General features: G+C 66.7%; 12 protein-coding genes. 3 read left to right on the forward strand and 9 right to left on the reverse strand.

Features of this window, described 5'->3' with window-relative positions:
- Positions 1–18: 18 nt before the first annotated feature.
- The 7 genes from KB879_RS12440 to KB879_RS12470 form a co-directional block, all read right to left on the reverse strand.
- Positions 19–285 (reverse strand): Rrf2 family transcriptional regulator, encoded by a 267-nt coding sequence (locus KB879_RS12440; protein ID WP_010814452.1) that lies wholly within the window; start codon positions 283–285, stop codon positions 19–21.
- Positions 272–1,726 carry a PLP-dependent aminotransferase family protein gene (locus KB879_RS12445; RefSeq protein WP_211981556.1) on the reverse strand — a complete coding sequence of 485 codons (1,455 nt, stop codon included), beginning with the start codon at positions 1,724–1,726 and terminating at the stop codon, positions 272–274. Before KB879_RS12445 ends, KB879_RS12440 begins: the two co-directional genes overlap by 14 nt.
- Before the next feature lie 63 nt (positions 1,727–1,789).
- Positions 1,790–3,001, reverse strand: coding sequence for a molybdopterin molybdotransferase MoeA (locus KB879_RS12450; protein ID WP_211981559.1), 1,212 nt, complete (start codon positions 2,999–3,001; stop codon positions 1,790–1,792).
- Positions 2,995–3,840 (reverse strand): formate dehydrogenase accessory sulfurtransferase FdhD, encoded by an 846-nt coding sequence (fdhD, locus tag KB879_RS12455; RefSeq protein ID WP_153953533.1) that lies wholly within the window; start codon positions 3,838–3,840, stop codon positions 2,995–2,997. Before fdhD ends, KB879_RS12450 begins: the two co-directional genes overlap by 7 nt.
- A 157-nt stretch (positions 3,841–3,997) precedes the next feature.
- Positions 3,998–4,444: a phosphate-starvation-inducible protein PsiE gene (locus tag KB879_RS12460; protein ID WP_211981561.1), complete on the reverse strand. Its 447-nt coding sequence runs from the start codon at positions 4,442–4,444 to the stop codon at positions 3,998–4,000.
- 16 nt (positions 4,445–4,460) lie between these two features.
- The gene (locus tag KB879_RS12465) at positions 4,461–6,788 is read right to left on the reverse strand and encodes an FdhF/YdeP family oxidoreductase (RefSeq protein WP_153953531.1); all 2,328 of its coding nucleotides are present in this window, start codon (positions 6,786–6,788) and stop codon (positions 4,461–4,463) included.
- Between the two features lie 150 nt (positions 6,789–6,938).
- A complete protein-coding gene (locus KB879_RS12470) occupies positions 6,939–7,847 on the reverse strand; it encodes a LysR family transcriptional regulator (RefSeq protein ID WP_211981563.1) in 909 nt (302 codons plus the stop codon).
- A 155-nt stretch (positions 7,848–8,002) separates the two neighbouring features.
- On the opposite strand from KB879_RS12470, the gene KB879_RS12475 reads away from it, so the two are divergent.
- Both KB879_RS12475 and KB879_RS12480 read left to right on the forward strand, forming a co-directional pair.
- Positions 8,003–9,184 carry a M20 aminoacylase family protein gene (locus tag KB879_RS12475; protein ID WP_013953121.1) on the forward strand — a complete coding sequence of 394 codons (1,182 nt, stop codon included), beginning with the start codon at positions 8,003–8,005 and terminating at the stop codon, positions 9,182–9,184.
- A gap of 26 nt (positions 9,185–9,210) precedes the next feature.
- A complete protein-coding gene (locus tag KB879_RS12480; RefSeq protein ID WP_153953530.1) occupies positions 9,211–10,221 on the forward strand; it encodes a tripartite tricarboxylate transporter substrate binding protein in 1,011 nt (336 codons plus the stop codon).
- A gap of 33 nt (positions 10,222–10,254) precedes the next feature.
- On the opposite strand, the gene KB879_RS12485 is transcribed toward KB879_RS12480, so the two are convergent.
- Together KB879_RS12485 and KB879_RS12490 are read right to left on the reverse strand one after the other, a co-directional pair.
- Positions 10,255–11,016: a dienelactone hydrolase family protein gene (locus tag KB879_RS12485; RefSeq protein ID WP_249221292.1), complete on the reverse strand. Its 762-nt coding sequence runs from the start codon at positions 11,014–11,016 to the stop codon at positions 10,255–10,257.
- An 81-nt stretch (positions 11,017–11,097) separates the two neighbouring features.
- Entirely contained in the window at positions 11,098–11,598 is a 501-nt protein-coding gene (locus KB879_RS12490; protein ID WP_228772340.1) for a hypothetical protein, read from the reverse strand.
- Positions 11,599–11,719: 121 nt separating this feature from the next.
- On the opposite strand from KB879_RS12490, the gene KB879_RS12495 reads away from it, so the two are divergent.
- The gene (locus KB879_RS12495; protein ID WP_013953125.1) at positions 11,720–12,676 is read left to right on the forward strand and encodes a chromate resistance protein ChrB domain-containing protein; all 957 of its coding nucleotides are present in this window, start codon (positions 11,720–11,722) and stop codon (positions 12,674–12,676) included.
- The last annotated feature ends 20 nt before the right edge of the window (positions 12,677–12,696 follow it).

Below are 12,696 nucleotides of genomic sequence, written 5' to 3' on the forward strand. Positions count from 1 at the left end.
GGCGCGGCTCCCGGTCACTCAGTCAGGATTCGGGAAGGCCTGCGCGGCAAGCTCCGCGCCGGCTGGTGTCAGGCTCGCGTGACCGCGGCCTTCCTCGTCGATCGCCACGTCCGCCAGTCCGGCGGCCTGCAGCTGCGTCAACACGCGCCGCAGCACGCTCATCGGCAGTTGTGCCCGCTTCGCGATCTTGGCGAGCGACCAGGGGCTGCCGCCACCCTCGCGCCCAGCCTGCCACAGGACCTGGAGCGCCGCGACCATGGCGGGATCGATGTCAGCGTCTTGCATGCTCTTCCTCTACGCGTTCCCGGCTGCGTGCCAGCAGGTGCTGTGCGATTTTGCCCAGCGTCTGCACGGCGGACTCGATGCCGGGCGTCCATTCCGAGCTGTAGTTCAGCCGGATGCAGTTGCCGTAAGTGGCCCCGGGCGCAAACATATGCCCCGGCGCAACGGTGATGCGGTGCTCCAGCGCGGCGTGGTACATCTCCATCGCATCGATGCCCTCCGGCAACTGCACCCACAGCACATAGCCCCCCGCGGGGCGCGACGTGGTGGTGCCGTCCGGGAAGAACCTGCGCACCGCGGCGGCCATGATGCTGGCCTGCTGCGCATAGGCCTTGCGCACCCGCCGCAGGTGGAAGTCGTAGCCGTCGTTCTTCAGGAACTCGGCAATCGCCAGTTGCGGAATCGCCGGCGTGGTCAGCGTGTTGAGGAACTTGAGTCGTTCCACGGCCTCGCGGTAGCGGCCCGGCAGCGCCCAGCCGATCCGGTAGGCATTGGTCAGCGTCTTGGAGAACGACGAGCAATGCAGCACGATGCCGGCCTTGTCAAACGCCTTCAATGAACTGGGATGGGCCTCGCCGTAATAGAGCTCGCCGTAGACGTCGTTCTCGATGACGGGGATGTCCTTCTCGGTCAGCATGGCCACCAGCGCGCGCTTCTTCTCATCGGGCATCTGGAAGCCGAGCGGGTTCTGGAAATTGGGCATCACCATGCAGGCAGCCACGCCCTTTTCATCGATCAGCCGCGCCAGCTCGCCGATGTCGATGCCCTCCGCCGGATCGGTCGCCACCTCGATGGCGCGCATGCCCAGCCGTTCGATGGCATGGAGCATGGCGTAGAAGGTCGGCGACTCCACCGCGATGGTATCGCCCGGCCTGGCCACCGCCTGCAGGCAGAGGTTGATGGCCTCGGTCGCGCCGATGGTGACGATCACCTCGTTCGGATCGATGGCGTAGCCGTTCTCCAGGTAGCGGCGCGAGATCTGCCGGATCAGCTCGGGGCTGCCGGGCGGCAGGTCGTCGAGCATGGTCCACTTGGCATAGCGGCGCGCGATGTTGTTGGCGTACTGGTTGATGCGCTGCCACGGAAACAGCGAAGGGTCCGGATAGGGCGAACCGAGCGGCACGGCATCATCGGAACGGATCGAGCGCAGCGTGGAAAGCACCAGCGCGCTGACGTCCACCGCCGAGGGCTTGGCACTGGGCCTGGACGGGCGCAGCTCGAACACCGGCTCGCCCGGCCGCGCGCGCACAAAGTAGCCGGACTGCGGCCGGCTTTCGATGATGCCGCGGCTCTCCAGCAAGACGTAGGCCCGGATCACCGTGGTGATGCTCATGCGGTGGTGCTGGCTGGTCTGCCGCACCGAGGGAATCCGCTCGCCGGGCAGCAGCACGCCCTGTTGCACCAATGCCTCGATGTCCGCAGCCAGTTTTTCATATAGTTTCACGCTGCGCTCCCCTTTCCCTTGCGCCCCGTCGGTGCCCGGACCGGCCACCTTGCCGGGCCGCCGTCAGCTGAGCCAACGATGGAGATCATAGTACGGCAGGGGCACATTTTGGAGCTGTCCGGCACATTGGGGTTCGACCCGCACAAAGCCGCTGGCCTGGCCGAGCGCCGACACCGAGGCGGCGCCCTGCTGTGCATTGACCTGCACGAAACTCTCGCGGCCGCCGAGGTTGCCGATTTCGCCCACGCGCCAGAAGGCATCGCCCCGGTGCGGGCGCGTGCTGGCCAGCGCCGCCCTGACCCGGCCTACCGGTGGGAACAGCTCGGCGCGCCCCTGCAGGCGGCGCAGCAGCGGCGTCACCAGCAGCGCGAAGGTGGCATAAGCTGCCGCCGGATTTCCCGGCAGGCACACCACGGGCTTGCCGCGCAGGCGCCCCACCGTGACCGGCTTGCCGGGCTTCATGTTGACGCCACGGCAAAGCAGCTCGCCGCCCGCCGAAGCCAGCGCCGCCGCGACCAGGTCGCGCTGGCCGACCGAGGCACCGCCGGTGACCAGCACCAGGTCGGCGTCGGCGGCAAGTTCCCGCAGCATGTCGTGCAAGGCGCGCTCGTCGTCCTGCACGTGGCGGTGGCAACTGACCACGGCGCCCATCGACTGCACCAGCGACTCGAGCATCGGGCCATTGACGTCATGCACCTGATACACGTCGCGCGGCTCGTCGTGCGCCGCCACCTCGTCGCCCGAGGTCAGGATAGCCACCTCCACCAGCCGGCAGACCGTGGCCTCTGTCAGTCCCTGCGACGCCAGCGCGGCAATATGCCCCGCATGCAGCAGGGTTCCTGCCGACAGCAACAGGTCGCCCCGGCGGGCGTCCTCGCCCTTGCGCCGGATATGCTGGCCCGCCACGGGTGCGCGCGCGCAGACCACACCGCGATAGGTCTCTTCGGCATCTTCCAGCGCGACCACGGCATTGGCGCCGGGCGGGATCACGCCGCCGGTGTAGATGCGGATGGCCTGGCCGGGCAACAGCGGCTGCGGCTGCGTGCCGGCGAAGACGACCTGCTGCAGCGGCAGGCAGGCGCCCTCGCGACAGTCTTCGCAGCGCACCGCATAGCCGTCCATGGCGCTGCGGTCCGCCGCGGGCGTATCCATGACCGCGGCCACGTCGCCGGCCAGCACGCGGCCAGTCAGCAAGCCCAGCCACACGGTTTCGGTCTGCCGCACGGGCTCCGCGCACATCGCGAAGACCGCCTGCGCCTCGTCAAAGTTCAGCATGCTGCGTCTCCGCGGCTGGCGTCCAATGCGGCGCCGGTATAGTCGACATAACCATCCTGGCGGCAGAAGCTGAGCAGGCGCAGGCCGGCCTGCTCGGCGATGCGGATCGCCAGCGAGGTCGGCGCCGAGATCGTCGCCAGCATCTGGATATTCATGCGCGCCACCTTGCGCACCAGTTCATAGCTGGCGCGGCTGGACAGCAGCACGAAGCCGTCGTCCATCGCCATGCGCTGCATCGCCAGGTGGCCGATCAGCTTGTCCAGGCCGTTGTGGCGGCCCACATCCTCGAACACATGCAGGATCTCGCCGCCCGCACCGCACCAGGCCGCGGCGTGGACGCCCCCGGTAGCCTGCATCAGCCGCTGGTGCGACGGCAGCGCCGCGACGGCGCGCTCGATCATCTCGCGCGACGGCGTCAGCCGGGTGGCCGGCTCGGGCATGCGCGCGGGCTCCAGGTCGAGCAGCTCGATGCTCTCGATGCCGCAGACGCCGCAGCCGGTGCGCCCCGCCAGCGCGCGCCGGCGGGCCCGCATGGTGGCAAAGGCGTGTTCGCTGATCTCCATCTGTACCTCGGCGCCGTGCGCGTGCACGCGCACTTCCAGGTCGTGGATCTCCGCATTGCGCCCGACGATGCCCTCGGTCAGCGAGAAGCCGACCGCGAATGCCTCCAGGTCCAGCGGCGTGGCCATCATCACGGCGTGCGAGATGCCGTTGTACACCAGCGCCACCGGGAGCTCTTCCGCCACGTTGTCCGTGGCCGGCTGCACCACGCAGTTCTTGTGCCGCACGATGCTGCGCGCTTCATAGCCTGAGTGTTCAACCAGTTCGGTGCATTGCATGGGGGTCTCGCCAAGATGGATGCCGCGCCGGCACAAGGCCGGCGCTGGTCGGGAGTGATCGGGTCTGTTGGGAATGATGGTAGGCGCGGACCGCCCCGTACGAGGCGTACAGTTGCGCCGATCGCCGGCATCTACAGATGCCGGCGCGCTTCGGGCTTCACTCGCCGGCGCCGGCTTCCCTGTCGTCGTTGCTGGGGAAGCGGTATTGCCCGTAGCGCAGGATCAGCACGCCGAAGGCCAGCATGACCACGCCCGCGCACAAGGCCAGCATGTGGAACTCGGTGGACTCGTTGAAGCGCAGGATCAGGTCGCGCGCCAGCGACACCATCGCGATGTACAAGGGGAAGCGCACGGGCAGCTGGCCCAGCCTCAGGTAGCGCACCACCATCGCCAGCACCTCCAGGTACAGGAACATCAGCAGCAGGTCGGTGATCGAGAAGACCCCCATGGCCGCGACCTTCCAGCCTTCCTGTGCCATGGCAAAGGTCGTGGCCAGGCCGATCACGACCAGGCCAGCCAGTTCCACCATGCCCGGGAAGGATTCCACCCGGGCGCGCACGCGGCTCTGGCCCGGCCGGGCGCCGGGGCTTTTGTCCATGTTCATGGCTGTGCTGGCGCGGTCAGGCCGCCGCCGCGGGCTGCCGACGGGACGGGGTCAGCAACACCGGCACCGACTTCGACGTGGGCGTGCCGCAGCCATCGCCAGTGCTTTCCAGCGGCACCAGCGGATTGGTCTCGGGGTAGTACGCCCCCAGGCAGCCTTGCGGGATGTCGTATTCGACCAGCACGAAGTCCTCGACCTGGCGCTGCACGCCGTCGTCCCAGACACTGGTGATGTCCACGTGCTGGCCCGCCTTCAGGCCAAGCCGCGCCAGGTCAGCGGGGCTGATGAAGACCACCCGGCGCAGGCCGAACACGCCGCGGTAGCGGTCGTCCAGGCCATAGATCGTGGTGTTGTACTGGTCGTGCGAGCGCGTGGTCATCATCACCATCAGCTTGTCGCCATACTTCTGGCGGGCCCGGCTGATGGGGGTGTCCTTTTCGATGCGGTTGACCAGGAACTGCGCCTTGCCCGACGGCGTATGCCAGACCCGGTTGCATGCCGCCGGCGTCAGGTGGAACCCGCCCGGCACCGCCACGCGCTCGTTGTAGCTCTCGAATCCGTCGATCACCTGCTCGATGGCGTCGCGGATGCGGGCATAGTCCTGCGCATACCAGAGCCAGTCGATCTTCTGCGAGCCCAGCGTGGCGGCCGCCATGTGCGCGACGATGGCAATCTCCGACAACAGGTGCGGCGACGCCGGCGCGTTCATGCCGAAGGAGATATGGACCATGCAGACCGAGTCCTCGACCGTCACGCCCTGCGCCACGCCGTCCTGCTGGTCGATCTCGGTGCGGCCCAGCGTCGGCAGGATCAGCGACTCCTTGCCGTGCACCAGGTGGCTGCGGTTGAGCTTGGTGGCGATATTTACGGTCAGGTCGCACTGGCGCAGGGCCTCGAAGGTGCGCGGCGTATCCGGCGTGGCGGTGGAGAAATTGCCGCCCAGGCCGACAAAGACCTTGACCTTGCCCTCGAGCATCGCCGAGATGGTGTGGACCACGTCATACCCGTGCTTGCGCGGCGGCTCGAAGCCGAAGGCGGCCTGCAGGCGGTCCAGGAATTCCTGCTCAGGCTTCTCTTCGATACCCACCGTGCGGTCTCCCTGCACGTTCGAATGCCCGCGCACCGGCAGCAGCCCCGCACCGGGGCGCCCGATGTTCCCGCGCATCATCATCAGGTTGGACAGGATCTGCACCGTCGGCACGGAGTGCTTATGCTGCGTCAGGCCCATGCCCCAGCAGGCGATCACGCGCTTACCCCTGGCGTAGACCTGGGTCAGCGCATCGATATCTTCCTGCGACACGCCCGACTCGGCGACGATGTCGGCCCAGCTTTCCGCGCGCAGGTCTTCGATGAAGTCGCGGAAGCCGATGGTGTGCTCGCGCACGAAATCCACGTCGATCAGGCGCTCGCGGCCGTGCCGGATGGCCTCTTCGTCGAGTTCGTCCAGGCGCTTGGCCATGCCCTTGATCAACGCAAAGTCGCCGCCCAACTTGGGCTGCACGAACATCGAGGCGATCTTGGTGCTGGAGCCGGTGAGCATCTCCACCGGGTGCTGCGGGCTGGTAAAGCGCTCCACCCCGCGTTCGCGCAGCGGGTTGATCGACACAATGGTGGCGCCGCGCCGCGCGCACTCGCGCAGCTCGCCCAGCATGCGCGGATGGTTGGTGGCCGCGTTGTGGCCGAACAGCAGGATGGTGTCGGCATGCTCGAAATCATCCAGCACCACGGTGGCCTTGCCCACGCCGATGGTCGGCGGCAGGCCCCGGCTGGTGGCCTCGTGGCACATGTTCGAGCAGTCGGGGAAGTTGTTGGTGCCATAGGCTCGCACGAACAGCTGGTAGAGGAAGGCGGCCTCGTTGCTGGCGCGCCCCGATGTATAGAATGCGGCCTGGTTCGGGTCCGGCAGCGCGCGCAGGCGGCGCCCGATCAGCGCAAAGGCCTCGTCCCAGGCGATCGCACGGTACTTGTCGGTCTGCGCGTCATAGACCATGGGGTGCGTCAGCCGCCCGTGCTGCTCCAGCTCATAATCGGTCTGCGCCATCAGCGACGTCACCGTGTGCTGCGCAAAGAACTCAGGGGTCACGCGCATGCTGGTGGATTCGGCGGCCACGGCCTTGACGCCGTTCTCGCAGAATTCAAAGGTGGAGGCGTGCTGCCGGTCCGGCCAGGCACAGCCGGGGCAGTCGAAGCCATCGGCCTGGTTCTGCTTGAACAGCATCTTGTACTTGCCTCCGGCAACCTTCTCCTTGATCAGGTTGATGGCAACGTACTTCAGCGCACCCCAGCCGGCAGCGGGGTGGGTGTAGGGGGCGATGTGGCCTTTTTCAGGGGTCGGGGAGCTCATTGGCGTGGTGTCCTGTAACGACGGGGGCGCTGTCCGGCGGCCTGCGCTGCTTATCGAAGGGGGCCGGATCGTTGCGGTGTCACCAGATTAGATTTCCCGGGTGCCCACGGGTACATACAAACAGGCGCTCCCCCGGGGAGCACAGTTGCTTCAGACCAGCGGGAACGCCTTCACCAGGTGCTGCAGCAAGCTGTCAGCCACCGGCGACAGGTGCCGGCCGGTCCGGGTGATGATGTGGATGCGGCTATTGTTCAGGATGGGATTGGCCAGCGGCAATGACACCAGCTGCCTGAACTGCGGCTCCTTCAGCGCCACCGAGCGTGCCGTCATGATGTAGCCCAGCCCCATCGCTGCATATTCCCACAGCACCTTGAACGAGTTGGTCACAAGCATCGGCTTCAGGGTGACGTGCTCGTCCAGCTCCGCCGCCTGGATATGCTTGCGCACACCGAACGATTCCGTCAGCGCCGCTCCCTGGTGCGGCGCCAGGTCCGCGAGCGTCAGCGCGCGGCGCCTGCGCGCCAACGGATGGTCCTTGTGCACATGCACGCGGATCGGCGACAGCCTTGAATAGTGCGAGCGCAGGCGCACATCGTCGGGCGGCTGAAAGACAAAGCCGATATGCGCCAGGTCCTCCAGGATATGCCGCACCGTTTCATCGGTGCCGGCCACCTGGATGCTGCAGCTCACGTCGGGATGCTTGCGCAGGAAGCCCTGCAGCACGGGATCTAGCACCAGGTCGACGAAGCCTTCGCCAAAGACCAGCTCCACGTGGCCACGCCGGGCATTCTTCAGGTTGTTGACCTCGGCAAGGAAAGTATCGTTCAGGTCCTGCTGGCGCCGGGCAAACAGCGCCAGCAGGCGCCCGGCATCGGTGGCGACAACACCCCGCCCGCGCCGCTCAAGCAAAGTCAGCCCGGTATCCTGCTCCAGTTTCGCCACGGCGCGGCTCACCACCGACGGATCCAACTCAAGCACCTCGGCCGCGCCGCGCACAGTGCCGGTCTCGATGATCTGCAACAGGCACAGCGCGCGCTTGCGGTCCAGCACATCTTCCATGTCTTCCTCCTCTGGCTCGCGGCGCCGGCCCAGGACGGCAGCGCGCGGATTCTTCTAATGTTGCAAATTATGCAACGTTTCGCTCTTACCATTGTCATGGTTTCGGCAAGCGCATGCGTGGAGAATACGGTGGACGACCACGCTCCGATACCGCCATGAACCAGGCCCCGCTTGCCGATCTGCACCAATCCATCCAGACCCTGTCGCCGGAGTTCGTTGAGATCCGCCGAAAGATCCATGCGCACCCCGAACTGGCCTTTGAAGAGCGCCGGACCAGCGACCTGGTCGCCGGGCGGCTGGCGGCATGGGGCTACGAAGTGCATCGTGGCATGGGCACCACCGGTGTCGTGGGCAGGCTCAGGAAGGGGCAAGGCAGCAAGGCGCTGGGCATCCGCGCCGACATGGACGCGCTGCCGATCCAGGAGAAGACCGGCCTGGACTACGCCAGCACCATCGCCGGCAAGATGCACGCCTGCGGCCATGACGGGCACACGGCGATCCTGCTGTGCGCCGCCAGGTACCTGGCCGAGTCCGCCGATTTCAATGGCACGCTGAACCTGATCTTCCAGCCGGCCGAAGAGAACGAAGGCGGTGCGCTGCGCATGTTGGAAGATGGGCTGTTCGAGCAATTCCCCTGCGACGAAATCTATGCGCTGCACAATTCCCCGGGCCTGCCGGTCGGCCAGATCGGGGTCATCGCCGGCCCTGCCATGGCCTCGTTCGACCGCGCCACGGTCACGCTGCGCGGCCGCGGCGCCCATGGCGCCATGCCCCATCATGGCATCGACGCCATGCAGTGCGCCGCCAGCATCGTGCTGGGCCTGCAATCGATCGTCAGCCGCGAGATCGATGCGCTCAAGTCGGCGGTCATTACCGTGGGCTCCATCCAGGCCGGCACCACCTACAACGTCGTGCCCGATAGCGCAACGATCAAGATCGGCGTGCGCACGCTGGACCCGCAGGTGCGCACGCTGGTCGAGGCGCGCATCAGCGAATTTGTCGCCGCCCAGGCCCAGAGCTTCCGGCTGCAATCCGAGGTCGTCTACGAACGCAAGTACCCGGTGCTGGTCAACCACGACGCGCAGACCGAGCGCGCGCGCCAGGCCGCGATCCGGCTGGTGGGCGCGGACAACGTGGTCGAGCGCCCGCCGGTGATGGGCAGCGAGGACTTCGCCTACATGCTGGAGCACCGGCCCGGTGCCTACATCCGGCTTGGCAACGGCCTGGGCGAAGATGGCGGTTGCATGGTCCACAACCCCCTGTACGACTTCAATGACAAGGCTCTGCCTGTCGGTGCCGCATTCTGGGCACACCTGACGCAAAGCTATCTGGTTTGAACAACAATTCCCCGGGGACATCCGCCATGGCTTCACTGAACCGCCGCCGCTTCCTTCAATACGCCGGTCTTTCCGCCGGCACCTCCGTGCTGGCCGGCCTGCCGGCCTTTGCCGCAGACAACTTTCCCGCCAAGTCGCTGTCCCTGGTGGTCCCCTACCCGGCCGGCGGTGCCAGCGACACTTCTGCCCGCATCTTCGGGGAATCCATCGGCAAGAGCGTCAGGCAGCAGGTGATCGTCGAGAACTACGGTGGCGGTACTGGGCTGATCGGCGCCAACAAGGTGCTGGGCGCACCGGCTGATGGCTACACCTTCTTCCACGGGTCGATCAACGAGGTCTTCCTGGCCCCCATGCTCAACCCGGCGGCGCGCTACAAGCCGCAGGACTTCCAGCTGGCCGCACCCATCAGCGACGCCAACATCGTGCTGCTCGTCAGGAACGGCATTGCCGTCGATGCCCTGGACAAGTTCCTGGACTATGCGAAGCAAAGCAAGGGAAAACCGCTGACCTACGCCACGGTCGGCATCGACTCCATCTATCACCTCATGGGCGATGCCCTCGCTGCCCGGCTCGGCGTGCCCTTCCTGCACGTGCCGTACAAGGGCGGCGCACCGGCGCTGCAGGGCCTTGCCGGCGGTGAGGTCGACTTTGCCATCCTGCCTTACCAGTCCAGTTTCGACAGCATGCAGCAACAGGGCCGGCTGAAGGTGCTAAGCAGCTTCGCCAGGGCTCTGCCCCCGGCACTCAAGCATATTCCGCTGATCTCGCAAAGCCGGATGGTGCCCGACTTCGAGTACTCGATCGGCGGCGGCTACTTCGTCAGGCAGGGCACGCCCGCGAGCCGGGTGGCGGTACTGCGCAAGGCGATTGGCGAAGCCCTGGCCAAGCCCGAGATCCGGGCCAAGCTGGAAGCCGAGGGACGTACGGTCGCACAGCCGATCGACAGCCAGGAGCAGGCGAATCAGGTCTTCGACCAGTACCTGGGACGTGTCACACAACTGATCCGGAACGTGGGCCGCAAGACCAACGCGTCCTGAAGGCTTGTCGCAGCAGGCGCCTGAGCTGGCCGGTCAGGCTGCCTTGGGTGACACACCTGGGGCAAGCCGTTCGGCCAGGAAGGCCTGCATTGCCGCCCAGGACCGGCGGTCCGCCGCCGCATCATAGGCAATGCCACGTTCCGGAAGATTCGCCCCTCGAACGTGAATGCGTGCCGGGCATGGCCATAGGCATGTAGCTGCCAGTCCGCGCCGGCGCCGGTGAGTTCCCCTGCAATGCCGAGAACGTCGTTCGGCGGCGCGACCGGGTCTTCCCAACCATGCAGTAGCATGGATGCTGGAGGTGATGGGTGCTTGCGGGCCGATCCGCGGCGCGTGGAGCACCCCGTGAAAGCTGACGGTAGCCAGAAGGTTTGGCGGGGCCGCGCGCGCCAGATCCGGGGCGCACAGGGCGCCGAAGCAATACCCGAGCGCGGCCATCCGGTGCGCATCGACTCCGGGAAACCTGGTGGCCGCATCGAACCCGGCCAACAGGCGCCGGCGAAACAGGCGGCGATCGGCCATCATCGGGCCCATGAGATGCGCGTTGTCTCCCAGCTCGTCACCACGGACGCCCTTGCCGTACACGTCTGCGGCAAAGCCGATGTAGCCCAGTGCCGCGAGCTGGTCGGCGCAGCGGCGCATCGCGGCGTTGAGTCCACTCCATTCATGGGCCAGCAGCACGCACGGCGTGCGTTGCGCCAGCCCGGCGGGCCGCGCTACATACCCTTCGAAGACAGTCGTGCCATCCGTGTACTCGACCAACGATCGTTCCAGCGGCAGTTTCCCGGCGTCCATAGCATGCTTCTTTCGAGCCGCCAGCATGCGGCAGGCTGGGAGCGCTGTATTGAACGTTTGGGACGCCAGGTGCTTGCGTCGTCAGAGATAGAAGGCCGGGGCATCGTCTGGCAGGCGTCCGAAGTACTCGGCAAGCGGCGATGGCCCGTTGCGCGCATAGTCGCCCGGCGTCTGGGCCAGGCGCCGTCGCCAGCTCCGGATCTTATGCGGCTGATCGCTATAGCCCGACAGCGCGTCGCCCTCGCCGCGTTGCACGGCCTGGATGCTGAACTGCAATCGCTCCAGGTCCATCAACTGCTTGGGGCCAAGGCCAAGGTGCCGCTCGAACCAGCGGTTCAGCTGGCGCCGGTTGACGGCGGTCAGGCTGGCGACTTCCTGCACCTGCCGTCCCTGGCGCAGCAGCGCATGCGCCGCCCTGATCGTCGCCAGTTCCGCAGGCGGCCGGATAGCCGTCATGCGCTGCAGCAACCACGCGTCCAGCTGGCAGGCAATCCGCGCCGGCGTCCAGGCGGCGCTCAGGTCGGCGCTGAGCGCGTGGGCCGCGCCATCCCCAAGGTATCCGGCCAGGGCATTTAATAGCACTACCGGCGCTAGTTGACGGTGTGGCCGCCGCGGCGCGCCTTGTGATAAAGGCACTCACAGATGAATTTGTAGAGATCGCTACATAGTTGATCAACACTCTACAAATACTTAGTATCGGCCCATGGAACCAGCTCCGGAACTGTGGACCCTCCTCGTCATCAGCCTGCCAACCAAGGGCGCTACTGCCCGGATGCGCATCTGGCGAGCCCTCAAGGCACTAGGCTGCGCTGCATTGCGCGACGGCGCCTATCTGTTGCCGACGGCAAGCGCGCAAAGCGCTCAACTGCGCGACCTGGCCGATGAAACCATCCAGGAAGGCGGCCAGGCCTGGCTGCTGAACGTGCGCGCGCAAGATCCGGCGGAGGCTCACGCCTACCGGACACTGTTTGACCGCACGGCCGACTACGCCGGCTGGCTGGCCGCCCTCTCCGAGGACCGCAAGAGCTTGTCCGGCCAGGATGAAGCCGGGATCGCCCGCCTGCTGCGCCGGCACGGCCGTGCCTTTGATGCCATCGCCGGGACCGACTTTTTCCCCAACGACGCCTCGGCCAACGCCGCCTTGCAATGGCGGGACTTCAACAGTGCGGTCGAAACCCTGCGCTCGCCAGGCGAGCCCCAGCCTGCAAGCGGCGGCATCCCGCGCCGGGATCCTGCCCAATACCAGGGGCGCGACTGGGCAACGCGGCGCCACCTGTGGGTGGACCGGGTTGCCTGCGCGTGGCTGATCCAGCGTTTTATTGACCCGCATGCGCGCTTCCTGTGGCTGGAGCATCCCGCGGACTGCCCGCATGACGCGCTGGGTTTCGACTTCGACGGCGCCGCCTTCACGCATGTGGGCGACAAGGTTTCATTTGAGGTGCTGCTGGCCAGCTTCGGGCTGGACGCCGACCGCGGACTGGCCCGCCTGGCCAGCATGGTCCACGCCCTGGATATCGGCGGGGCCCAGGTGCCCGAAGCCAGCGGCTTCGAAGCCGTACTTGCCGGCGCGCGCGAGCACCTGGCGGATGACGACGCACTGCTGGCCGAAATCGGCCGTACCCTGGATTCCCTTTATGTGCATTTTTCCGGAAAGCGATAGCACCATGCCCCTGAGGTCCA

Source organism: Cupriavidus sp. KK10 (assembly GCF_018223725.1).
GTDB classification, from domain to species: Bacteria; Pseudomonadota; Gammaproteobacteria; order Burkholderiales; family Burkholderiaceae; genus Cupriavidus; species Cupriavidus necator.

What these genes read in the sequence shown, in the direction of transcription:
- KB879_RS12440 (WP_010814452.1), bottom strand. Translation starts at nt 285, where the DNA reads ATGCAAGACGCTGACATCGATCCCGCCATGGTCGCGGCGCTCCAGGTC.
- KB879_RS12450 (WP_211981559.1), bottom strand. Translation starts at nt 3,001, where the DNA reads ATGCTGAACTTTGACGAGGCGCAGGCGGTCTTCGCGATGTGCGCGGAG.
- fdhD (WP_153953533.1), bottom strand. Translation starts at nt 3,840, where the DNA reads ATGCAATGCACCGAACTGGTTGAACACTCAGGCTATGAAGCGCGCAGC.
- KB879_RS12460 (WP_211981561.1), bottom strand. Translation starts at nt 4,444, where the DNA reads ATGAACATGGACAAAAGCCCCGGCGCCCGGCCGGGCCAGAGCCGCGTG.
- KB879_RS12465 (WP_153953531.1), bottom strand. Translation starts at nt 6,788, where the DNA reads ATGAGCTCCCCGACCCCTGAAAAAGGCCACATCGCCCCCTACACCCAC.
- KB879_RS12470 (WP_211981563.1), bottom strand. Translation starts at nt 7,847, where the DNA reads ATGGAAGATGTGCTGGACCGCAAGCGCGCGCTGTGCCTGTTGCAGATC.
- KB879_RS12475 (WP_013953121.1), top strand. Translation starts at nt 8,003, where the DNA reads ATGAACCAGGCCCCGCTTGCCGATCTGCACCAATCCATCCAGACCCTG.
- KB879_RS12480 (WP_153953530.1), top strand. Translation starts at nt 9,211, where the DNA reads ATGGCTTCACTGAACCGCCGCCGCTTCCTTCAATACGCCGGTCTTTCC.
- KB879_RS12485 (WP_249221292.1), bottom strand. Translation starts at nt 11,016, where the DNA reads ATGGACGCCGGGAAACTGCCGCTGGAACGATCGTTGGTCGAGTACACG.
- KB879_RS12495 (WP_013953125.1), top strand. Translation starts at nt 11,720, where the DNA reads ATGGAACCAGCTCCGGAACTGTGGACCCTCCTCGTCATCAGCCTGCCA.